21 protein-coding genes are annotated in these 20,758 nt (G+C 50.1%); 12 read left to right on the top strand and 9 right to left on the bottom strand.

Annotated elements, in window-relative coordinates; all coding sequences use genetic code 11:
- Window positions 1-82: 82 nt before the first annotated feature.
- From ACFSUS_RS05650 to ACFSUS_RS05620, 7 genes are all read left to right on the top strand, one after another.
- Window positions 83-178, top strand: coding sequence for a DUF2281 domain-containing protein (locus ACFSUS_RS05650; protein ID WP_381520270.1), 96 nt, complete (start codon window positions 83-85; stop codon window positions 176-178).
- Window positions 179-183: 5 nt separating this feature from the next.
- Window positions 184-495, top strand: coding sequence for a type II toxin-antitoxin system VapC family toxin (locus tag ACFSUS_RS05645; RefSeq protein ID WP_381520267.1), 312 nt, complete (start codon window positions 184-186; stop codon window positions 493-495).
- A 90-nt stretch (window positions 496-585) separates the two neighbouring features.
- Complete coding sequence (locus ACFSUS_RS05640; protein WP_381520265.1) at window positions 586-2,247, top strand: glycoside hydrolase family 13 protein; 1,662 nt, start codon at window positions 586-588, stop codon at window positions 2,245-2,247.
- A gap of 96 nt (window positions 2,248-2,343) precedes the next feature.
- Entirely contained in the window at window positions 2,344-4,173 is a 1,830-nt protein-coding gene (locus ACFSUS_RS05635) for an SLC5 family protein (protein ID WP_381520262.1), read from the top strand.
- Window positions 4,174-4,202: 29 nt separating this feature from the next.
- Window positions 4,203-4,412 carry a hypothetical protein gene (locus ACFSUS_RS05630; RefSeq protein ID WP_381520259.1) on the top strand — a complete coding sequence of 70 codons (210 nt, stop codon included), beginning with the start codon at window positions 4,203-4,205 and terminating at the stop codon, window positions 4,410-4,412.
- Between the two features lie 3 nt (window positions 4,413-4,415).
- Window positions 4,416-4,829, top strand: a complete 414-nt coding sequence (locus ACFSUS_RS05625) for a putative toxin-antitoxin system toxin component, PIN family (RefSeq protein ID WP_381520257.1) — start codon at window positions 4,416-4,418, stop codon at window positions 4,827-4,829.
- A 133-nt stretch (window positions 4,830-4,962) separates the two neighbouring features.
- Window positions 4,963-6,714 carry an alkaline phosphatase D family protein gene (locus tag ACFSUS_RS05620; RefSeq protein ID WP_381520254.1) on the top strand — a complete coding sequence of 584 codons (1,752 nt, stop codon included), beginning with the start codon at window positions 4,963-4,965 and terminating at the stop codon, window positions 6,712-6,714.
- A gap of 120 nt (window positions 6,715-6,834) precedes the next feature.
- Here the strand turns inward: ACFSUS_RS05620 and ACFSUS_RS05615 are convergent, their stop codons facing one another.
- The gene (locus tag ACFSUS_RS05615; RefSeq protein ID WP_381520251.1) at window positions 6,835-7,767 is read right to left on the bottom strand and encodes an HNH endonuclease; all 933 of its coding nucleotides are present in this window, start codon (window positions 7,765-7,767) and stop codon (window positions 6,835-6,837) included.
- 154 nt (window positions 7,768-7,921) lie between these two features.
- Between ACFSUS_RS05615 and ACFSUS_RS05610 the strand changes: the two genes are divergently transcribed.
- Entirely contained in the window at window positions 7,922-11,062 is a 3,141-nt protein-coding gene (locus ACFSUS_RS05610; RefSeq protein ID WP_381520249.1) for a DUF3427 domain-containing protein, read from the top strand.
- Window positions 11,063-11,078: 16 nt separating this feature from the next.
- Here ACFSUS_RS05610 and ACFSUS_RS05605 read toward each other — a convergent pair whose 3' ends face one another.
- The 7 genes from ACFSUS_RS05605 to ACFSUS_RS05575 all read right to left on the bottom strand — a co-directional run bounded on the left by ACFSUS_RS05605 (window position 11,079) and on the right by ACFSUS_RS05575 (window position 16,580).
- Window positions 11,079-11,507, bottom strand: coding sequence for a hypothetical protein (locus ACFSUS_RS05605; protein WP_381520246.1), 429 nt, complete (start codon window positions 11,505-11,507; stop codon window positions 11,079-11,081).
- Between the two features lie 58 nt (window positions 11,508-11,565).
- Window positions 11,566-13,188, bottom strand: coding sequence for an amidase (locus ACFSUS_RS05600; protein ID WP_381520244.1), 1,623 nt, complete (start codon window positions 13,186-13,188; stop codon window positions 11,566-11,568).
- 334 nt (window positions 13,189-13,522) lie between these two features.
- Window positions 13,523-13,873: a VOC family protein gene (locus tag ACFSUS_RS05595; protein ID WP_381520241.1), complete on the bottom strand. Its 351-nt coding sequence runs from the start codon at window positions 13,871-13,873 to the stop codon at window positions 13,523-13,525.
- A 33-nt stretch (window positions 13,874-13,906) separates the two neighbouring features.
- On the bottom strand, window positions 13,907-14,368 hold the full coding sequence (locus ACFSUS_RS05590; RefSeq protein ID WP_381520239.1) for a pPIWI_RE_Z domain-containing protein: 462 nt from the start codon (window positions 14,366-14,368) through the stop codon (window positions 13,907-13,909).
- Between the two features lie 111 nt (window positions 14,369-14,479).
- A complete protein-coding gene (locus ACFSUS_RS05585) occupies window positions 14,480-14,728 on the bottom strand; it encodes a hypothetical protein (RefSeq protein WP_381520236.1) in 249 nt (82 codons plus the stop codon).
- Between the two features lies 1 nt (window position 14,729).
- Window positions 14,730-16,088, bottom strand: a complete 1,359-nt coding sequence (locus ACFSUS_RS05580) for a WGR domain-containing protein (RefSeq protein ID WP_381520234.1) — start codon at window positions 16,086-16,088, stop codon at window positions 14,730-14,732.
- A gap of 39 nt (window positions 16,089-16,127) precedes the next feature.
- Window positions 16,128-16,580: a pPIWI_RE_Z domain-containing protein gene (locus ACFSUS_RS05575; RefSeq protein ID WP_381520231.1), complete on the bottom strand. Its 453-nt coding sequence runs from the start codon at window positions 16,578-16,580 to the stop codon at window positions 16,128-16,130.
- 181 nt (window positions 16,581-16,761) lie between these two features.
- Between ACFSUS_RS05575 and ACFSUS_RS05570 the strand changes: the two genes are divergently transcribed.
- From ACFSUS_RS05570 to ACFSUS_RS05560, 3 genes are read left to right on the top strand one after another with little or no spacing between them, the layout of a single operon-like run.
- Window positions 16,762-17,787 carry a helix-turn-helix transcriptional regulator gene (locus ACFSUS_RS05570; RefSeq protein WP_381520228.1) on the top strand — a complete coding sequence of 342 codons (1,026 nt, stop codon included), beginning with the start codon at window positions 16,762-16,764 and terminating at the stop codon, window positions 17,785-17,787.
- A gap of 48 nt (window positions 17,788-17,835) precedes the next feature.
- The gene (locus ACFSUS_RS05565; protein WP_381520225.1) at window positions 17,836-18,327 is read left to right on the top strand and encodes a DUF2628 domain-containing protein; all 492 of its coding nucleotides are present in this window, start codon (window positions 17,836-17,838) and stop codon (window positions 18,325-18,327) included.
- 3 nt (window positions 18,328-18,330) lie between these two features.
- Window positions 18,331-18,852: a DUF1905 domain-containing protein gene (locus ACFSUS_RS05560; RefSeq protein WP_381520222.1), complete on the top strand. Its 522-nt coding sequence runs from the start codon at window positions 18,331-18,333 to the stop codon at window positions 18,850-18,852.
- Window positions 18,853-18,938: 86 nt separating this feature from the next.
- Here ACFSUS_RS05560 and ACFSUS_RS05555 read toward each other — a convergent pair whose 3' ends face one another.
- A complete protein-coding gene (locus ACFSUS_RS05555; RefSeq protein WP_381520221.1) occupies window positions 18,939-19,874 on the bottom strand; it encodes a tryptophan 2,3-dioxygenase family protein in 936 nt (311 codons plus the stop codon).
- A gap of 108 nt (window positions 19,875-19,982) precedes the next feature.
- Here ACFSUS_RS05555 and ACFSUS_RS05550 point away from each other — a divergent pair, with 108 nt between their 5' ends.
- On the top strand, window positions 19,983-20,690 hold the full coding sequence (locus ACFSUS_RS05550; protein WP_381520219.1) for an SDR family oxidoreductase: 708 nt from the start codon (window positions 19,983-19,985) through the stop codon (window positions 20,688-20,690).
- Window positions 20,691-20,758 lie beyond the last annotated feature (68 nt).

Below are 20,758 nucleotides of genomic sequence, written 5' to 3'. Positions count from 1 at the left end.
TGGCCAGATTATTTGGAACGAACAGCCGCCAGTTTAGGACAAGCGTAAGGTATTAGTTACGTTTCTAGAAGATGGCGATGAATTGCCTAAAAGACGTCAGGCAGGTTCATTGAAAGGTAAAATCCATGTTCCAGATGATTTCAACGAACCGTTGGGTGATTTGAAAGATTACACGTAAACTACATGACTCTACTTATAGATACACAAGTGCTACTATGGTTTCAGGAAGATAACACGCAACTATCTCTTGCCAATAAATTAATCCTTGAAGATTCACTTAATACAATTTGGGTTAGCCAAGTTTCCCTCATTGAAATAGCGATTAAACTAAAGATTGGCAAACTGCCCGAATTTGTTATTAACCTGTCTGCTTTGATAGACCACATACAAGCAGACGGATTTAAGATTTTACCTTTGCAAAATGAGCAATCAGTAACTATAACGATATCCCCCTTTTTGAGGAGCACCGTGACCCCTTTGATTGGCTTATCCTAGCAACAGCCCTGCATGAAGGTTGGCCTGTAATGTCAGCCGACTCAAAATTTCAGTTATACAAAAACCAGGTCGACGTTATCTGGTAACCCTATGCCTGACTTTCGTTCGTCTATTATCTATCAAATTTATCCCCGCAGCTTCAACGACTCCGATGGCGATGGAGAAGGTGACCTGATGGGTATTATCCAAAAGCTGGATTACCTGCACGATTTGGGGGTGGATATTCTTTGGCTGAGCCCCATTTTTCAATCGCCGAATGCCGACAACGGCTACGATGTCAGCGACTACGAAGCCATTCAACCTGCGTTCGGCACTATGGATGACTTCGATGAGTTACTGGCTGGTGTGCACAAGCGGGGCATGAAACTGGTGCTCGACTTGGTGGTCAATCACAGTTCCGATGAGCACCCCTGGTTTGTGGAAAGCCGGAAAGGCAAAGACAATCCATACCGGGATTATTACATCTGGCGTGCCCCCAAAGACGGAGGCTTTCCTAACGACTGGGTTTCTATCTTCTCCGGTCCGGCCTGGACATTTGACGAAGCTACCGGGGAGTATTACCTACATTTATTCCTTGACAAACAACCTGATCTGAACTGGGAGAATCCAAAACTGCGCCAGGATGTGTACAAGATGATGCGTTTCTGGTTCGACAAGGGCGTAGACGGTTTCCGGATGGACGTTATTCCGTTTCTGTCCAAAGATCAGTCGTTTCCTAATTATCCACCCGGCCGGTTTGCCGATGCGTCGGTCTACGCGAATGGACCACGCATCCACGAGTTTTTGCAGGAGATGAACCGCGAAGTACTTAGCCGTTACGACCGTGGCGATGGACCGCCCATAAGTATTGGTGAAGGCATTGGCGTAACGGCGGAGCTGGCGAACCTATACGTGGGTAAAGACCGGCATGAGCTAGACATGATCTATCACTTCGACCATGCCGTGCCCCGCGACGAACACCACTTCCTGAAACGAGCGCCCGAGTTTACGTTGCTGGAGCTAAAGCGCGTCTTCGATACATGGAACGTAGCGCTTGAACAGGAAGGAGGCACCGGAAAAGGCTGGCAGAACATCTATTTTGGTAATCATGACAATCCGCGGGTTGTTTCTCGCTTTGGCGATGTTGAGCACTATCATTATGAGTCGGCGACGATGCTTGCTACCGTTCTGTTAACCCAGCGCGGCACGCCCACTATTTACCAGGGCGACGAAATCGGGATGACCAATTGCCAGTTCAACAGTATCCACGAGTTCAACGATGTGCAGGTATTGAACGCCTACAAAGCCTTGTCTGGATCGGCCGAATTCTCTGACGAAGCCTTTCTGAAATCAGTGAATTACATTGCCCGCGATCACGCCCGTACGCCCATGCAATGGTTCAACGAACGCAATGCGGGTTTCACCACGGGACGGCCCTGGCTCAACGTAAATCTGAACTACACGAAAATCAACGTAGCGGACCAGCAGGTGCGCGATGATTCAATTCTGAGCTTTTATAAACGGTTGACTCGCTGGCGGAGAAAGACGCCTGCCATCTGGGACGGTACCTACAACGATTTGCTACCCAATCACCCAACCGTGTGGGCCTATGAGCGGGTGCTAGACGAGGAGCGAATCGTTGTTTTAGCCAATTTCTCCGACGATGAAGTGTATGTGCCACAGGTAGAAGCGGGTGAGGTGATTTTGTCGAATTATGCTAGTCAATCGTTCACGTTGCAACCTTTTGAAGCGAGAATACTAGTGGGTTATTAAAATAAATAAACGCAGAGTCAACAGAGAAAGACGCGGAGGACGCGGAGAATAACTCTGTGCTTTCTGCGAAAACTCAGTGCTCTCTGCGTTTAGCTCATGCTCTCCCAACTCCAAACCATTGATATTATCGTCCTGATCCTGATGCTGGCCATTATGCCAACGGCCGGGATCATCATCGCGCTCCGGAAGAAGACCGCCGAAGACTACTTTCTGGCTGGGCGGAACATCAAGTGGTGGGCGGTGGCCGGGTCGGTGTTCGGGACGAATATCAGCTCGTTTCACCTGATCGGGATGCTGGGCATTGGCTACTCGATTGGGTTCGTGCAGGCGCATTACGAAATCGTTTTCCCGGCTATTTTGCTGCTGTGCTTCGTCTTCCTGACATCCTACCGACGGCTGGACGTATTTACCCTCTCGCAATACCTCGAAGTCCGCTATAACGACAAGGCGCGGCTGCTCTATACCATTCTGTTAATATTGATTATTCTGGTGCAGTTGGTCGGGTCGTTTTACGTTGGTAGCCTAACCTTGCAGTGGCTGTTTGGTGGCACGAGCTTTGAGATGTCATATGCAACGGGACTGCTGCTGATAGGTCTGATTACGTGTTCCTATACCATCTGGGGCGGTATGGAGTCCATCGTCATCACTGATACGATCCAGACCGTAATGATGTTGGCGGCCGGAACCGCCGTGGCTTACTTTACACTAAGCCAACCCGAAATTGGGGGCTTTACGGGTTTGTTAAATCTCGATGCGGCCCAGCCACGCGAGTTGCAGAAGATGCACCTCTACCTACCCAGCAACCACCCGAATCTGCCGTGGACGGGTATCTTCACGGGCTTGCTGCTGCAACACTGCTTTAACTTCTCGACCAACCAGTTTTTAGTGCAGCGCGTCCTAGCCGCTAACTCCGATACCGACGCTCGCCGTGGAGTTATCGCCAGTGGCTTTCTAAAACTAACGATTCCCTTTTTCAGCATCTCAGCGGGTGTAGCTGCGTATTACCTTTTTCGTTCGCGCTTCGGAGCCGTAGATTTTAACTCTGATAACGCGTTTCTAAAACTGGTTGAAACGGTCATTCCACACGGAACCGGCTTGGTGGGCATGATCCTGGCGGGGCTGACAGCTGCTACGTTCTCGTCGGTGGATTCGATGATGAACGCGGCTACGACGCTGCTAACGGTCGATGTGTACCAGAAATACGTAAACCCGAAAGCCACTGACAAGCAAATTGTGCGTTTCGGGCGGCTTATGATTTTGGTTATGGTCGTGGCCAGCATTGCCCTGGCGTTGTGGACCTACACGCCCGACCGTACCAACAACTTCATGCTGAAAGTATCGTCGCAACTGTCTTACTTCACGCCGGGCATTATGGTCGCGTTCTTTGTGGGTATCCTCTGGCGGGGCGCGTCGGCGCGGGCGGCCGTCATTGCGATGGCTGCGGCTCCTTTCTACGGTTTGCTGGCCGAGTTCATTTACAACAATTTCCTCGGTACCAATCCTGCTGTTGCGGCTGTCTTTGGTGCAAAACTCAACTTCATGCACCGGGTGTTTCTCACCTTCGTGCTGACTCTATCGACGCTCGTTTTACTAAGCCGGATTGCCTTTCCAAATCTTCGGCCAGAAGGGTTCGAGCGGTTGCGTGTCGACATTGACGCGGGGCAGTTGGCGCGAGCAGTTGGCCTGTTTCTGCTGGTGCAGGCCGTGTTTGTTGGGTTGATTTTCATCGGTGGCTTCTCGCCCAAAAGCGTTGCTGTCTGGGCGGCTTTCGCTACGTTCGGGTTGTTTCTTCTGCAAAAGAGCGAAAGAGTGAATGAGCGAAAGGGTGAAGTCGTGGCTCGCGCTGGTTTTAGCTTCAATAGCGACCTGCTTTGGGCTGGGTTGCTAACAGCCATTAGTGTGGGCGTGTTGTATTATTTTGCGTAGATGATTATGTTAGTTAAAATAAAACGAAAATGGTAGCGGGACATAAACTTTCAAACTTGCAACAGGAGCTGTTAAAGTTATACGCCCAAGATGTAAGTGAGACGGATCTGCAAAATATCCGTGAACTGATTGGTCAGTATTTTGCTCAGCGACTTACAGACATAGCTGATAAGGCTTGGAACGAACAGGGCTGGAGTGAGCAAACCATGCAAGATTGGCTAAATGATGATAAACAGTAGTCAATGAATGTTGTTCTAGACACAAATATATTATTGGTATCGCTACCAAGCCACTCTCCTTTCCATCCCATATATCAAGCTCTGCGTCAGCATCGTTACACAGCATTTGTTACAAATGAGATATTGACGGAGTATGAAGAGCAGATAGGTTTTAGGTTGGGTATTGTACGTACTGATGTACAAATCAGAGAACTGCTTAATCTGCCAGGTATGCATTTGATCGATGCGTATTACCGTTGGCAACTAATTACGGCTGATATTGATGATAACAAGTTTGCCGATTGTGCTATCGCTTGTGGGGCTGATTATCTAGTTACTAACGACCGGCATTTCGACGTTCTCAAGACAGTAACGTTTCCTGTTGTACAGGTCATTCGTGCAGAGGAGTTCTTAAACGTGCTGGCTACACTAACTTAACAATCTCTGGTTAAGCGTCACCCCTTCGATAACCTTATCAATTAACATACAGATAAAACTGGCGTAATATGGAGGACAGGCGCCGGGCGTAGCTTTGCGGTTTGGTTAGACACTTACCTTAACCAGCCCTGTAATGTCACGCAAACACACAATCAAGCGAAGAGCGTTTATCGAAAAATCCGCCTTGGGCGTAGGTGGACTAATCTTTTCAACCGTACTGGTGGGCAGTTGTACCGACCACCAGGGCCCGAATCCTAACGACCCCAACCAACAGGGCCGTTTCGATTACAACGTCGCCAGCTTTGACCCCACCGATAACCAGATCATCCTCTGGACACGCATAACACCAGCCAATGATGCTAGTCCTAAAGTTACTCTAACCTACCAGCTTGCCACCGACAATGCGTTCAACTCGGTAGTCAAAACCGAGATGGTTGATGCCGCTGCGGCCGACGATTTCACGGTTAGCATCGACATCAGCGGCCTGGCGTCGAACACGAAGTACTTTTACCGGTTCACGATTACCAACACGGCCGTAACGTCGCCGGTTGGTGAAACCAAAACGCTGCCCAAAGGCGCTGAATTGGGAGAAGTTAAACTTGCCGTGTGCTCCTGCTCAAACTATCCGTATGGCTTGTTCAACGTGTATGGCGCGATGGCTAATTCGGAAGCCGACGTAGTGCTGCATCTTGGCGATTACATCTACGAATACGGACAGGGGCAATACGGTACGAGTGCTAATACAAATGCGTTGGGTCGTGCACATCAGCCCGCCAACGAAATCCTTAGTCTGTCGGACTACCGAACTCGCTACAAGCAATACCGTAGCGATCCGCAGCTGCAACTGGCGCACCAGAAAAAGCCGTTTATCTGCGTTTGGGACGACCATGAGCTGACTAACGACGCTTACAAGGACGGTGCCCAAAACCACCAGCCCAACGAAGGTGATTTTAACGTTCGGAAAGCAAACGCGCTGAAGGCGTACCACGAATACATCGGCGTCCGGACGCAGATAGATGCTCAGATTTACCGCTCCTTCACGTTCGGCAATATCCTGGATCTGCATATGCTCGATACGCGCATCATCGGCCGGGACAAGCAGCTTGACTATTCGTCGTACTTCACCAGCAACGGTCAGTTGAACGCAGCTGCCTTCCAACAGGCCTGGTTAGACCCGAACCGGACGATACTGGGCAAAGAGCAATTGGCCTGGTTGGGTGGGGCCCTTGCCGCCGGACGAGCAACCTGGCAGGTGTTGGGCCAGCAAGTGCTGATGGCGAAGATGTTCGTTCCGGCCGAACTCTTAGTGGTCATTGCTCGGGTTGCCGCCGAAGTGGGTGCGCAAGGCTCCGTCAGTCCTGCTACGAACCAGCAGTTCCAAACCTTGCTGACGACCCTGACCCAGATTAAAGCCCGAGTGGTGGCAAACGACCCTACGCTCACTCCGCAGGAAATTGCCCGGGTGAAAACGGTTTTGCCCTACAACTTAGATGCCTGGGATGGCTACCCGGTTGAGCGGGAAATTGTATTCGGTCTGGCTAAGGGCAAGAAGTTAGTGGCACTGGCCGGCGACACCCACAACGCCTGGTATTCGGACCTGACCGCCAACGACGGCACTAAAGTTGGCCGCGAGGTGGCTACACCATCCGTAACGTCGCCGGGCTTTGAATCGATTCTCGGCAGCAATCCCGCGGCAATCGCCGGTTTTGAACAAGCGTTGGCGCTTCTGATTGACGATCTACAGTATTTGGACGCTACCCGGAGAGGCTACACCATCGTGAGCTTCAGCACCAGCCGCGTCGCAGCCGAGTGGCGCTACGTGCCGACCATCACGACGCCAACGGTAGCGACAGCGGTAGGGCGGACGGAGACCTTTACGGCTTAATAATACCGCAGAAATAGAGACAGCCAGGGCTTTGGAAGAGGCTCTGGCTGTCTTCATTTACGTCATTGCGTTTGTGTTTAGAAGCTTATGCGTAAGCCACTGCAATCAATAGTACTGGTACTACGGACGAAAGATTTTGCTGTTATGGTAGTCAAGAAAAATCTTTGAAGGCTTATTAAGGTTTAGTTCAGGCAAGATGATAAGCTGTTTACCGTGGTATTGATAGTACTCTCGACCGTTATTAAATTCCTCTCTAATACGTTTGCTTACTTCAACTCGGTAATCAGGCGTAACAGTTATATAACCGTCGTCAAATAACTTGTGCATATCAGAACGCAGAAGTAAACCGTTGGCTATCTGGTTTGGGCCTGATTCTGAAAAAGGTTTAATATGAGCCGCTTCAAGTACAGGTAGTGTTTTCTCCCCCGTAATTGCGCATCTTTTTTGGTAAGCATCGATAACCGAAATTCGAAAAGCACCCTGCCCAATTCGTACTTTGCGTAACACGGGATTGCCATACTGTGGGAATTCTTCGGCTGCCAGAAAAGAATCTTGCTTACTAGGAGCAGCTATAAGATAACTAGCCAACGTTGTCTCCACCTGTTTCCATAAATCCGCGCCGATATCATTGCTAGTATTGTACTTTTTACCCTGTACAATACTATTAGCCCAATCTGCTGGCACAGGTATCCAGTCTTCCTTTTGAAAAAATACAGGATTAGTTAAAGCAATGCAGCCAATAGTTGGATTACGTTCTGAAGTTCTACGGTACGTTTGAATTACGGTTCGGAATTGTTCTATTGAGTCAAATCCATTGCGCGATTCGAACGCATCCCAGGCTAACGATAGTGGGAGTTGACTCTGAGCAGTAAAAAAGCCAATTCCTCCGATAGCGTTATAGGGATGCTTTAGTTTAAATAAAAACGCACCACCTGGTCGAAGTGCTCGAAATACGGTTTTACCGCCAGGTTGCCAAAAATTAACATCCTCAGGAGCACGGTTGCGTAAATAATTATACCAGCGCCAGTCTGTTACGCCTACATAATAGTCCATAATTCTAAAATAATAGCATTAATGTGTACAAACTAACTGCCATTTCTGAATTTGGATTGCTATATCGATAGACAGTTTCATATTTGTCTCTTTGTTTACATAAGAAGGCACTTTTTAGTAATTGCCGTAACTATATTTTATTTAATCAATTTTCATGCTTTCCCTAGGTCTTTACGAACAGCTCATCAGTAAAGTTATACATGCGAAACTCAATGAACTTGACCGGACGCAATTCTATGTAAAAAACGAACCACTCGACCGGGCGGAAGCCGCGCAGTATCTAACTAACTACCTTAGCCGAGTCATTCGGACGGCGCTTTCCTTGTTCAATAGTGAGGATAGTATTGAACGGCAGATTGACCTAGCGAATCGTATCATTCGGTTGTTACGCGATGAACTGGCCGATGAAGCGTTTGAAGATGACTTGGTGCACGTAGAAGGGCGGGTCTTGGCGGCTATTTTCGCCAAAACTAATGCGTCGTTTACCGACCTCGACCACTACTTGCAAGAGATAACACCAGCTACCCGGCTGTCGCAGAGCGAACTTTTCACGGGCAACAACAGAGGTATTTCGCTCGATACAGAATTGCGTAAAGAGATTCGGTCAGCGGATGAAATATGCTTTCTGGTGTCGTTTATCAAGTGGACTGGAATTCGCATTTTCGAACGGGAGTTGCGCGACTTCACGGATAGCGGCAGGCGACTGAACATTATCACAACTTCGTACATGGGTGCTACGGACCTGAAAGCCGTTGAGTTCTTGGCCAGCCTGAAGAACACAGAGGTTCGTATTTCCTACAATACTGACAACGAGCGTTTGCACGCCAAAGCTTATTTGTTCCTGCGCAATACAGGCTTTCACACGGGCTATATCGGCTCGTCAAACATCTCGCATTCGGCGTTAACGAGTGGACTGGAATGGAACTTGAAGATTACCACACTTGAGGTTAGTCACATCATCGACAAGTTTCGTAAGACATTTGATACATACTGGCATAATGCCGATTTTGAGCCGTTCGACCCAGTGCACGATGTGCCTAAATTAAATATCGCTCTGCGTCGGCAACGGGAACCGTCCCAGACAGATGTGTCCGTATATTTTGACCTGCGGCCGTTTCCTTACCAGCAGGAGATTTTGGAACATTTGCAAGCCGAACGAAGTCTGCATGGGCGTTTTCGAAATCTGGTGGTAGCAGCAACTGGTACCGGCAAAACGGTGCTGTCGGCGTTTGATTACAAACGATTTCGGCAAACTAGCGCGTCGGCCCGGTTGCTGTTTGTTGCGCACCGAAAGGAAATTCTCGAACAGGCCCTGACAACGTTTCGGGGTGTGTTGCGCGATGCCAACTTCGGCGAACTGTGGGTGGATGGCTTGGTACCCGACCGCTATGATCATGTTTTTGCGTCGGTGCAGACGCTCAATAACGTGGTGAGTAACCTGCCGATGACGGCCAACTATTATGACTACGTGGTCATTGATGAGGTGCACCACATCGCTGCCAACAGTTACCGGCCAATCCTGCGCAAGTTTGAGCCAATGATTTTGCTCGGCTTGACTGCTACGCCGGAGCGAGCCGACGGCGCTGATATTCTGGCTGACTTCTGTAACACTATTGCGGCAGAGATTCGCCTGCCCGAAGCACTTAACCGCAAACTCTTATGTCCGTTTCAATATTTCGGATTAACCGACACCGTGGACTTGTCGGGTGTTCAATGGCGGAACGGACGGTACGTTCCCGGTGAACTAACTCGACTTTACACAGCTAATGATACTCGCATAGGACAGATTATCAGCCAATTGAAGAAGTGCCTCAACGACCTGCACGATGTCCGAGCATTAGGGTTCTGCGTAAGCCAAGAACACGCGCAGTACATGGCCGAAAAGTTTACGCTGGCCGGTATTGAAGCCGATTATCTGGTCAGTGGCCGGACTGAAGACCGAGCTGAATTGCGTAATCGTCTCCGGGCAAAGGACATTAATTATCTGTTCGTGGTGGATATCTTCAACGAAGGCGTTGATATTCCTGAAGTTGATACGTTACTTTTTCTACGTCCGACCGAGAGCCTAACTGTCTTTCTACAACAACTTGGTCGAGGGCTGCGCTTGGCTGATGGAAAAGACTGCCTAACAGTGTTGGACTTTGTCGGTAACGCCCGGCCTGAATATCGGTTTGACGACAAGTTTCGAGCGCTGGTCGGCCGGACTAAAACGTCTATGCTGACAGAAGTTGAGCGTGATTTCCCACACTTGCCGCTGGGCTGCTCAATTGTACTTGAAAAGAAAGCCAAGGAGTACATCCTGCATAATATTCGCTCAGCCACGCAACTTACCCGTGGTCAATTAATCGCTAAAATCAGCAACTTTCGTCATCAAACGACGCTGCCTCTTACTCTTAAGAACTTTTGCGAATTAAACCACTTACCTCTGCCGCTAATATACAAACGTGGTAGCTGGTTGCGTCTTTGTGCCGAAGCTGGTGTTCGCGCCGACTTTGATACAGTTAACGAAGCCGAAATTGTGCGAGCAATCCGGCTTAAGTGGTTGTCGGGCGGATCGGTATCATACCTGTCGTTTGTTCGGCGGTTGGCTCACCAGCAGTTTGTCGTGGAAGTGAGTTCGTTATCGCCCCTCGAGCAGCAGTTTTGCCTAATGTTACATTACGACGTCTGGCAACAGGCAGGTGGCTTTGCCAGCCTGACCGAAAGCATCCGGGCTATCGGCCGTAACTCAGCGCTGGCGGAGGAAATTGTAGAGCTACTGAACATTCTCATTGACCGTATCGAAGTCGTTGAAAAATTTATAGACTTGCCGTACAACCAGCCGCTACGCGTTCACGGGCGCTACACTCGGGATCAGGTTCTGGCGGCTTTTGGCATTCATACATTTAGCAAACGCTCATCGTCACGGGAAGGCGTTGTGTATTCTGCAGAATTGAATACAGAATTGTTGTTTGTGACGCTTCAGAAAAGCGAGAAGGACTACTCGCCGACTACATTGTACAACGATTATGCCGTCAGTGAAGATCAGTTTCACTGGCAATCACAAAACCGCGTGTCACCCAACACGCCAACCGGACAGAGTTATATTCATCACCGTGAGCAGAGAAGGCATATTCTTCTGTTTGTTCGTGAAGCTAACACCGATGAGTACAACACGACGCTGAGTTATGTATTCCTGGGTAGGGTTAACTACCTCAATCATGAGGGCGCTCGACCAATGAACATTAATTGGCGGTTAGATGAGAGGCTCCCTGCTTACCTGTGGCGCGATACGCTTAAAATGGCGGTAGGATGAGTTTGCCAAGCCGCGCCTAAGCCTCTGCGTCATAGTCAATAATAAACCACTCGTGGTAAAGGGTAGTGAGGTAGAAGCCTTCGGGTTGGCGGTCGCAGATGGTCATGTACCCGGCCCCAAAGAGGCTGTCGTCGTACGTAACGTCTTTGAGATAAATGACCAGTTTGGTGTGGTCTTCGCTTAGGAAGTGATGCAAGATGGTAATGTTCGGGTGATGGCTTCGGCTAACTGGCAATAGTACACAATGGTCGCCTATCTGCATGAATTGCGGACGGGCCGCTACCTGATCAAAGTTGGGCATCATCCGAAAGATCACATCGTCCGGCTGGTAGCCTTTGAACTTCCATTCCCACGTTTCGGGACCTTCGTGCTTTTCCATGATGCGATCCCAGCGGCTGCTTTTAATCCGGTCGAGTGTCTGAGGTGCTAGGTCTTCTACACGCATAATTGCAACTCTAAATGTAGTTGAGGTAAAGAATGTATTTGTGTGGTCGTTTATCTTGTCACCCTGGAATCAACGACTCTTTAAACTTCGGCCGTTCCCGTTTCTTAGAAGCTTGTTCATAGGCGTACCCCATGGCGAGTAAGGGGCCTTCCTGGTACGCACCGGCAATGAGGGAGAAGCCGACCGGTAGGCCGTGTACGTTGCCCATGGGGACGGTCAGGTGAGGATAACCGGCCATCGCGGCTGGTGGGCAGAAGTAGAAGCCCGTGTCATAGTCGCCGTTAATCAGGTCGATGCAGCCCGCGAAGCCGATGCTGGTTCCTCCGATGGCATCCAGCTTATTTTCTGCCAGCAATTGGTCGATGCGTTTGCCCCAGGTGCGGGTTTTCGCCAGAGCGTCAGTGTATTCTTTGCTGGTCAAGTCGCCTTTGGCCTCACTGCTTTCGAGGGTTTCCTGTTTAAAGAAAGGCATGGCTTTGGCCTCGTTTTGTTTGTTGAAGGCAATCACGTCGGCTAGGGATTTAACCTTTGCATTGGCTTTCGATAGGTAGCGGTTCAGGCCGTCTTTAAACTCATATTGCAGCACCGTAAACTCGGCTCCGCCCGTCTCGCTAAGCTCCTTCATCATTTCGATTTCAACGACCGTAGCGCCCTGTTTTTTCAGGACCTCAATCGCTTCTTTGTAGAGACCAACAACGCTCTCATGTCCTTTCAGGAACGATTTTTCGATGCCAATACGCTTGCCGCGTAAGGCATCGGTTTTCAAAAACTGCGTGTAGTCGGTCGCGCTTTTACCACGGCTTTCGAGCGTAACGGCATCGTCGGGGTCGACGCCCACCAGCGCACCCAGCAGAATGGCTGCATCGGTTACAGTTCGCGTCATCGGTCCGGCGGTGTCCTGCGTTTGCGAGATGGGAATGATGCCGCTGCGACTGACTAAGCCTACCGTTGGCTTCAGACCGACAAGGCCACAATGGGACGCGGGGGCAATGATAGAGCCGTCGGTTTCGGTGCCCACCGCCACGGCGCACAGATTGGCCGATGCCGCCGAGCCGGACCCTGAACTGGAGCCGCTTGGATTTCGGTCCAATACGTAGGGATTACGGGTTTGTCCACCGCGGCTACTCCAGCCGCTGCTGGAACGGCTTGATCGGAAGTTAGCCCACTCGCTGAGGTTCGTTTTGCCCAATATGACCGCGCCCGCTTTTCGTAGCTGAGCGACGATAAAGGCATCTTTAGCCGCTTTATGGCCCTCCAACGCCAGTGACCCCGCGGTGGTCATCATCTGGTCGCCGGTGTCGATGTTGTCTTTGACGAGCACCGGAATGCCATGCATGGGGCCACGAACCTTACCATTTTTACGCTCTTGATCCATGGCTTTGGCCATTGTCAGGGCGTCGGGGTTGATTTCAATCACCGCGTTTAAGCGAGGGCCTTTCTTATCAATAGCCTCAATGCGGTCAAGGTAAAGCTTGGTGATGGATTCGGACGTGTACTCACCCGCCTGCATCTTTTTCTGCAAATCGGGGACGGTTAATTCATTAAGTTCAAACTCATCGACAAATGGCTTGTCGTCCTCGTTCGATTCGGCGGCTTTGGGTGATGAGCAGGAGGCCGCGGCTAGTGATGTGGCCGATACAGAAACGACTGAACTGTGCTTGATAAAGCTCCGTCTGTTCATGAAGAGGTGGGTAAATGATAAATTGATTCTACAAACTGGCCATTAAGTTAAGCATGCTTTCACATAATGCCGTTTCAATGATGAGAAAAGCCTGTCTCGTCTCGGAAACAGGCTTAAAGCATTTGAAAGGTAATCGATTAGATGGAGGAGTTAGGTGGGCAGCACAGGCCACGGAATGGGTAGGTTATGTCAAGATGCGATTACCGACTCTGTGGTTTGTGAGGAAACAAACCACTCACGCAATATCAATGCTCAAATAATTCGTGAGAACACAGACGATGGGATAAGTTCACGACTTCCGAGTACCCTAATTCCACGATGGGAGACGGTACCCCTACTCCACAAAATGCCAGCAGACACCGGCCAGGTCGATTATGTTTACTTCGCGGCCGTAGGGTTGGTCAGTAGGTTGGCTGATTCGTATACCGAATTTCTCGGGGAGTTGTCTGGCCGTTACGTCCTGATAAAACTCGTCGACGTTGGTGATACGGACGCTGAGCATGAAGTTTTCGGCAAAGGTGACGTTATCGTGCTTCTGTAAAATGAATTTGTTACCGTCGCGCTCGAAACCGACGTAGTCGCCAGCGTTCCAATTGACCTGAAAGCCCAATGCCTGAAAGAACTGCGTCGAGCTTTCAAAATTGCTTCCAGACGGGACAAATGGCTCAATTGAGAGAAATTTCATAGGAAAAGGGGATAGGAATAGATTGTCTTATCATTAGGCCAGCGCCCCTTGAAACAGTTGCAGCCGTTCGCGGAGGGTGTAGCTGCTCACTTCGGGGTTCCAGCCGCCCCGTACGCTGATCGAAAACGCCCGAATCTCTGGCGAGAGGGTTGCGTATTTGTCGAGCGCTTTGTACCAAACGGTGCGGTCGCGGTAAGGAGCCAGCAGGGCACGTGCCTGGCTCAACGCCCGGTGTTGCCGGGGCGACCAGATCGGCCGTTGCTTATAAGCCGCGCCCTGGCCGTTGAGCAAGTCGGGGAGGGAATACGGTGGGCACAGTGGCAACAATTCTGCCATCAGGTATAATCCCAGTTCGACGTTCAGGAGTCGGTTGGCTACCATGCCCGGCAAGGCGTGGCGGTAGCGCAGGCGAGTCGCCATAGGCTCCTGCCAGCGCATGAGGCTGGACAGGGCCGGGCGGACGGTGGGATGAGCGGAAGTTATTGCAGTGTTCATTAGTCTTTGTCGTTTTTGTTCTTCGTATCAAAGATCACACCCTGAGAACGTAAAGTTTTTACGTTGTTCTCTTGCCGCGCCACTATTTTCAATTATTTTTTTGCTTACGCTTTACTGCGGCAAAGCGGGTAGGGTAGGGAAGTAGTACACTCGAAATAGACCGTTGTCGTTAACGGCCCAATCTTCTTCGAGGGCCACGATGAATAACCACTTCGACACCTCGGCCTGGTAGGCCTGATAGCCTCGATTACGCAGAAACTGCTTCACAATAAGGCTCGATGTACTGCCTTCGGCCAAGATTAAGGTAGTGGCGGCCATGCGTACAGCCAAAGGGGTAATTTGCTTGAGTGCTGCGTTCATCTTAAACTTTAATTTTAACCATATACCGGATAGTCGACTGAGCCGGGTTGTACACAATGAATTCGTTTTTGAGCAGGCTAACGCCCCGCTGTGCAAACACGGAATCATACTTGGCGTCGACCTGTTTCAGCCGTTCGGCGTCCAGTTGCATGTGCCAGTTTTCGTGCTGCTTCACCACTAGTTGTTTTCCCACATGCACCTCATAAATAGCCAGATAGCCTTCGTGTTGCGTGCCTCGCGCCCAGGCTGATCCGTGCAGCGACGTGTAGTTCAACGACTTGCTGAATTGATCGGCAAAATAGATGCCATACCCAAACATCTTGCCGTTGATCACGGCATTCGCCGGGCGCAGCACCAGGCCGGTTTTCAGAATAGACAGCCAGTTTTCGCTGCGGCTTCCGTGCCAGAGCAGCTGGGTTTTGCGGTTCTTCTGCCGACCAACATACCCGTCGAAAGCAGCCTGCGTGTTGGCCTGTCGTACGCTGAACGCTGCGTCGAACTTGTCGGCGTCGGGACCCATCATGCGCGTAATGAGGGTCAGCACGCGCTCATCCGTAACGGGTTCCATCGTCAGGTTCAGCGATTCTAACAGCGAAGGCGGAGCCTGAGCGGGCGTGTCGTTCGTTTGGGTTAATTCAACCTGCCCACGCATTACGTCGAGCGTATCCTGTTCACTGGCCAGGCGGTCATGCAGCACCTGTAGATCGTCGACCGACTGGAGCGGTTGCTTCACCAGATGCTCGTGGACCTTGCCCATCTTGCGGGGAATAGTCTTGAACAGGTCGAGCAACTTGCGGTTGTACGCGTCGATGTCTACGCCAACGGCTACCAGGGCGGCCAGTTCATCGAGCAGCCGTTGCGCCGTTTCTACCTGTTTACGAGTCACTTCCTCTGCTGTGACGACGTAGTTCTGGTAGATTGAGCGGTTCGCTAATTCCAGGAGTCGGTTCATCAGAACGCGAACGGCAGGATCATCAATGGTGCTGGCGTCGGTAGCGGTCGTTGTCCGGGCAAAGAGGTGCGTCTGATCTACATAGCCTTTCGCCATTTTTTCGCGAAACTTCTTATCCCACTGCGCCAGCGGATAAGTCGCCGTACTGTGCGCGCCACCCACCCGGCCATACCGCACAGTGAACGTACCATTATCGTTCTCGCGCATCTCATAAAATTTGTTGTTGTTCTCCGCCGTCACCATGATCAGCTTGGCTACCCGCCCCGGTGGAGTCGGTGAAGTTTCGGGCTGGGGAACTGGTTTAGAAATAAGTTTGGGTTGAGGAAGGTCAGATAAGGGCTGAATTTGTTTTAACGCAACCGCGGGATTCATTACGTTCGTAAGCTGCTGTAATAGACTGGTAAGCATGGTACGCTACGCTTAAATACTTGAAAAAGAAAGGAGTGGTTAGGCTACTGTCTGGCGTAGGGTGATAATTCGGTTGCGGAAAAAACCAACGGTTTTCTCGCTGAAGCGGCTCCGGTCGGCGCTGATGTCGTAGGCCTGCAACCGCTCGGGAATGGTCACGTAGGCTTCCAGCAACGCATTCCAGATGTTGCTTTGCTGGATGTGGGCCAGCATGACCCGCCCCCGGTTGAGCAGCCGAAGTTGCTTCGGTGTCCAGGTCGGGCGGTCGAGGAACGAACTGCCGTTATCCGAAAGTAAATTTGGTAAGGCGTCGGGGGGAGCCGTTGGCAAAAGTTGTGAAATCAGGAACAATCCTACTTCTACATCCATAAGCTGTTGAGCCGACAACGTAGCGCGTTTGGTCGGACGCTGAGCCGATACGGTTGACCGCTGAGCGGCCGGGTATAGGGTCAGAAACTGATTCTGTGGCTGGGCTTGACATAGAGTGTTCATTAGTATCGTTGTTTAAAATTCACAGAACAAAGTTCTACCGGGCAAAACGTAATCTTTTTCCGTTCTTCTTTTTTTGTGAAAAATATTTTCGTGATGTTTGTTATTCCGTGCTTGTCATTCCGAGGAACGAGGAATGACAAACACAGACGCTCAGCCAATGACCACTTAATGATTACCTCCTATGCCCATTACCCGATCTGCGTTCCAGCGTTACCGACTCATTGATGAAATCATCAGTCGTTACCCGCGCCAGTATTCCAAACAACGGCTGTTTGAACTATGCCAGGACAAGTGCGGAATACGTTCGATCTCGTCGCTCGAAAAAGATATTCAACGCCTGCGTGAAGACCACGACGCGCCGATTGCGTATTGCAAACGGCGCAACGGTTATTACTACACTAACCCACAGTTTCGGCTGCTCAAGCTGATGCTCACGCCCGACGACATGGAAGCGATGGAGCAGGCTAGCGAGGTGCTGGCGGCAACGCAGGGGAGATCCGTAGCAAATGAGCTGGACAATGCCTTGCAACGCGTGCGCCAGAGTCTGGATATTATCCGCGAGGTAAAGCGCGATGCCGGTGCCGATGCTGGGGCATCGCGTCGGGTTGTGTATGTCGAAGAAAAAATTCTGGGCGGTAATCGTCAGTACGTACCGGTGCTGATTCGGGCTGTTAATCAAAATCGGCAGGTGGCGTTTCGGTACAGTAAACACGAAAATCCGACGCCAAATGAAGAGCGCCCCAAACTGCGCATTCTGCACCCAATCCTCCTGCGCGAAGTCTCCGAAAGTTGGTACGTGATCGGCTATGATGCCCCGAGCGGACGAGAGAAAACGTTTGCTCTCGACCGCATGAGCGACCTCGAAATACTGGATGATTCCTGCGATGTGCCGCCAAATATCTTAACCAATGTGAGTGAGTTGTTTGAGCATATTTATGGCATTACCGACAGCAGCGGCCCGGTTGAGGAGATCTTGTTGTCGTTCTCGCCCTTGTTCGGCCGATACGTAAAAGCAAAGCCTATTCACCAGTCTCAGGAAGTTATCAGCGATACCGACACCGAGTGTGTTGTTCGATTACGTTTGGCTCCTAACCGCGACTTATTAATGCACCTGCGGAGTTACGGTGATCACCTCAAAGTCTTGCAACCCCAAAGTCTGGTCGATGAACTTACAGAATCGTTACGAGCCGCTTTAGCCCGATACTGATGCGGAGTTAGCGATGTAACGTATATCTTGCTGGTTGAACCCTGTTTTATGGAAAACCAGTACCTACTGTATTTTTTTGGTCCACAGGCCGACTATTACCTTCAGGCTGCCGAAGACGTGCAGGAAGGGAAGATCAAGTTCAATCCGGCTGCGTTCTTGTGTGGTGTTTTGTGGATGGGTTATAGAAAGATGTACGTACAAGCCTTTATAACGCTTGTTATTATTCTTGCCGAAAGCTTTGCCGAGGATATCTTTTTTCCCGCTTTGAGTCAGAATAAAGGATTTGGCGTATTGAGTCCAATTATAGTAAACACAATCATCGGGTTCATTGCTAACCGACTGTATATAAACTTTGCCAAACGCCAGGTTGAAGCGGTTGTCAATCACTCAGCCGAAAAGCCTGACGAGGCCGTGCTGACATTGATACAGAAGAAGGGTGGCGTGGCCTGGTACGGTCCTATTCTGGTAGTGTTCATGATTCTCGTGATGGCTGTCGTACTGTTTCTTGTCGCTGATTTGTTCGGAATTGAGATTGCCTGAGTTATGCACACGTTTACTGCCCTTCTAAAACGCTTTGACAACAACGGCGAGAAAACCCGCTGGACATATATTGACATCCCTGATGATGTGAGCAAAGCACTAAAACCTGGTCAGAAGACATCGTTTCGCGTACGGGGTAAGCTAGATGAATATACAATCGAACGAGTTGCGTTGATTCCCATGGGCCGTTCGGAGTTTGCCGAAGGTGCGTTCATCATGGGAATTAATGCCGTAATGCGTAAGGCGCTTCGGAAAGAGAAAGGTGATACTGTGCAGGTAAGCATTGAACTGGATGATTCGCCTATGCCGCTATCAGATGATTTGATGGCCTGCCTGGGAGATGAGCCAAAAGCACTGGATTTTTTCAGTCAACTGACCAAAGGGCATCAGGTTTACTTCAGCAACTGGATTGAAAGCGCTAAAACCGTCGAGACCAAAACGAAACGTATTACACAAGCTGTGATGGGTTTGTCAATGGGGATGGGCTACCCGGAAATGATCCGGTATTTTAAGAGTAAGCGGTAGCTAATAGATTAAGAAAACTAACTTCCGTTCGATTAAATATATTTTACTCAGTGTATTGAGTAAAATAAGGTAACTCACATTCGTAATTACATTGATGCTGGCCGCATCGACTGTCCCCAGCTTTGCAGCTCGGTCGTTGACCATAACGTTGGGAAGAATACCCGTTGTTGCTGCACTGGAGGCAGGTAGGTTTGCCAGTTGGTGCCGCCTGTTGCTTTAACATCTCCCTGCTCTTTGTGCAAATGTTTCACCGCCGACCGCAGATGAGCCAGCTTCCAGCGGACGTTAACGCTCCAGTCATACTCGCGCAGACCCGCAATCAATTCATCGGTTGCCAATCCGGCTTGTTGTAACTCGCTGAAACGACGATACAGGTTTTTTGACCGATAGGTCTCCGCCAACCGAATCAGCCGCTGGCTATAATGCTGATCAAATTGCTGAAGAGCTAGTGTTTTTTGGTGAGTGACCAGATCAGTTGCTCCCTGTTTCCAATACATTGAATCGTACAACTCTGCAATGGTAGTTGTTTCGGTGGGGTGCTGCGTTGAAGCCAGTAGGTTGCTGAAATCCGTTGATGTAATCTCAATCTCCCGAAACTGTACCGACTGAAAGCCGCTGGTGGGAAGCAACGCCATCCTGAACTTTAAAAACTGCTCTCGATCCATGCCTGTGATCAGTACACCAAATGACTGCTCCAGCAAGGCGAAATATTGATTAACGCGTTTAATCCGGGCTGTGAAAAATGCACTTGTCAACGGTTCAGCGTCGGCAATCTGCGCAATTTCGTGCAGGATCAGTTTGAAGTACAACTCCGTAATCTGGTGGTACGTTACAAAGATTAGCTCGTCGGGATAAGGCGTTTTTGGTTTTTGCAGCGATAACAGCGTTTCCAGATGAATATAATCCCAATACGTCAGATAATCAGCTTGGAGTAAACCGTCGAGATAGGCTGCCAAATCCTGGCCAGTAGCGGCAAATTTCAGCTCTAACTGGTTAAGCTTGTCAATAAGTGATTCATGCATAGTTGTGTTACCTTTTCAGGGGCTAGAAGCAGGCAAAGGTCGTCACCAGATAAGTTGTTTGTGACCTTTGAGTTAAGCTTACGTTCTTTGCGCCTAAAATTTCAACCAATGACGTTAGAAAACAAAACTGTTATTATTTCCGGCGCATCGCGGGGCATCGGTCGGGCAACGGCTCTCCTGCTGGCTCAACATGGTGCAAACGTGGTCATTACCGCCCGGAATGTGATTGAACTCAAGCAAGTTGAGGCCGATGGACAAGGTAAAATCGTGGCCATTCCCGGCGACGTATCCAGCGAAGCTGATATGCAGCGCGTTGTGCAAACGGCGCTTGATCGTTTCGGGCGCCTTGACATTGTGATTAACAACGCGGGCTACGGCGTCTTCAAAAATGTTGATGAGATTTCCGTCGATGAGTGGGATGAACTCATGGCAACTAACGTCAAAGGGACGTTTCTGTTGACCAAAGCGGCTTTGCCAGCCCTCAAAGCACAAGGTTCAGGGCATGTTGTCGTGGTTGCATCAGACGTAGCGAAGCGCACCTTCGCGGGTGGATCGCTCTACACCGCCAGCAAATACGCCCAGGAAGCCTTTATGGGCGCGTTACGGAAAGAAGTTCGCCCGTTTGGTATTAAAGTAACGGGCGTTTATTCAGGGTTGGTCGACTCGCATTTCCATGAGAAAGGCCATGGTCACGAAACATCGCAAAACTGGCTCAAGGAGCAAGATATGGCTGAGTCGATGCTATTTATTGTCAGCCGCCCGGCCCACGTCGTGATTGATGAATTCATGATTCATCCGCTGGAGCAGGAGTATTAAGAGGTGGTTTAAACACAGAGCGGGTAGAGGTATCACAGAGTACACAGAGATTTTGTGATACTTCTGCT

It is taken from the genome of Spirosoma soli (genome assembly GCF_042684525.1).
GTDB classification, from domain to species: Bacteria; Bacteroidota; Bacteroidia; order Cytophagales; family Spirosomataceae; genus Spirosoma; species Spirosoma soli.
The sequence above is the reverse complement of the archived record's forward strand: the minus strand, read 5'-3'. Positions and strand labels throughout refer to the sequence as shown.

Bases quoted from the DNA above. Each gene is read 5' to 3' on its own strand.
- ACFSUS_RS05645 (WP_381520267.1), top strand. From the start codon at position 184: ATGACTCTACTTATAGATACACAAGTGCTACTATGGTTTCAGGAAGAT.
- ACFSUS_RS05640 (WP_381520265.1), top strand. From the start codon at position 586: ATGCCTGACTTTCGTTCGTCTATTATCTATCAAATTTATCCCCGCAGC.
- ACFSUS_RS05635 (WP_381520262.1), top strand. From the start codon at position 2,344: ATGCTCTCCCAACTCCAAACCATTGATATTATCGTCCTGATCCTGATG.
- ACFSUS_RS05630 (WP_381520259.1), top strand. From the start codon at position 4,203: ATGGTAGCGGGACATAAACTTTCAAACTTGCAACAGGAGCTGTTAAAG.
- ACFSUS_RS05625 (WP_381520257.1), top strand. From the start codon at position 4,416: ATGAATGTTGTTCTAGACACAAATATATTATTGGTATCGCTACCAAGC.
- ACFSUS_RS05620 (WP_381520254.1), top strand. From the start codon at position 4,963: ATGTCACGCAAACACACAATCAAGCGAAGAGCGTTTATCGAAAAATCC.
- ACFSUS_RS05615 (WP_381520251.1), bottom strand. From the start codon at position 7,767: ATGGACTATTATGTAGGCGTAACAGACTGGCGCTGGTATAATTATTTA.
- ACFSUS_RS05610 (WP_381520249.1), top strand. From the start codon at position 7,922: ATGCTTTCCCTAGGTCTTTACGAACAGCTCATCAGTAAAGTTATACAT.
- ACFSUS_RS05605 (WP_381520246.1), bottom strand. From the start codon at position 11,507: ATGCGTGTAGAAGACCTAGCACCTCAGACACTCGACCGGATTAAAAGC.
- ACFSUS_RS05600 (WP_381520244.1), bottom strand. From the start codon at position 13,188: ATGAACAGACGGAGCTTTATCAAGCACAGTTCAGTCGTTTCTGTATCG.
- ACFSUS_RS05595 (WP_381520241.1), bottom strand. From the start codon at position 13,873: ATGAAATTTCTCTCAATTGAGCCATTTGTCCCGTCTGGAAGCAATTTT.
- ACFSUS_RS05590 (WP_381520239.1), bottom strand. From the start codon at position 14,368: ATGAACACTGCAATAACTTCCGCTCATCCCACCGTCCGCCCGGCCCTG.
- ACFSUS_RS05585 (WP_381520236.1), bottom strand. From the start codon at position 14,728: ATGAACGCAGCACTCAAGCAAATTACCCCTTTGGCTGTACGCATGGCC.
- ACFSUS_RS05580 (WP_381520234.1), bottom strand. From the start codon at position 16,088: ATGCTTACCAGTCTATTACAGCAGCTTACGAACGTAATGAATCCCGCG.
- ACFSUS_RS05575 (WP_381520231.1), bottom strand. From the start codon at position 16,580: ATGAACACTCTATGTCAAGCCCAGCCACAGAATCAGTTTCTGACCCTA.
- ACFSUS_RS05570 (WP_381520228.1), top strand. From the start codon at position 16,762: ATGCCCATTACCCGATCTGCGTTCCAGCGTTACCGACTCATTGATGAA.
- ACFSUS_RS05565 (WP_381520225.1), top strand. From the start codon at position 17,836: ATGGAAAACCAGTACCTACTGTATTTTTTTGGTCCACAGGCCGACTAT.
- ACFSUS_RS05560 (WP_381520222.1), top strand. From the start codon at position 18,331: ATGCACACGTTTACTGCCCTTCTAAAACGCTTTGACAACAACGGCGAG.
- ACFSUS_RS05555 (WP_381520221.1), bottom strand. From the start codon at position 19,874: ATGCATGAATCACTTATTGACAAGCTTAACCAGTTAGAGCTGAAATTT.
- ACFSUS_RS05550 (WP_381520219.1), top strand. From the start codon at position 19,983: ATGACGTTAGAAAACAAAACTGTTATTATTTCCGGCGCATCGCGGGGC.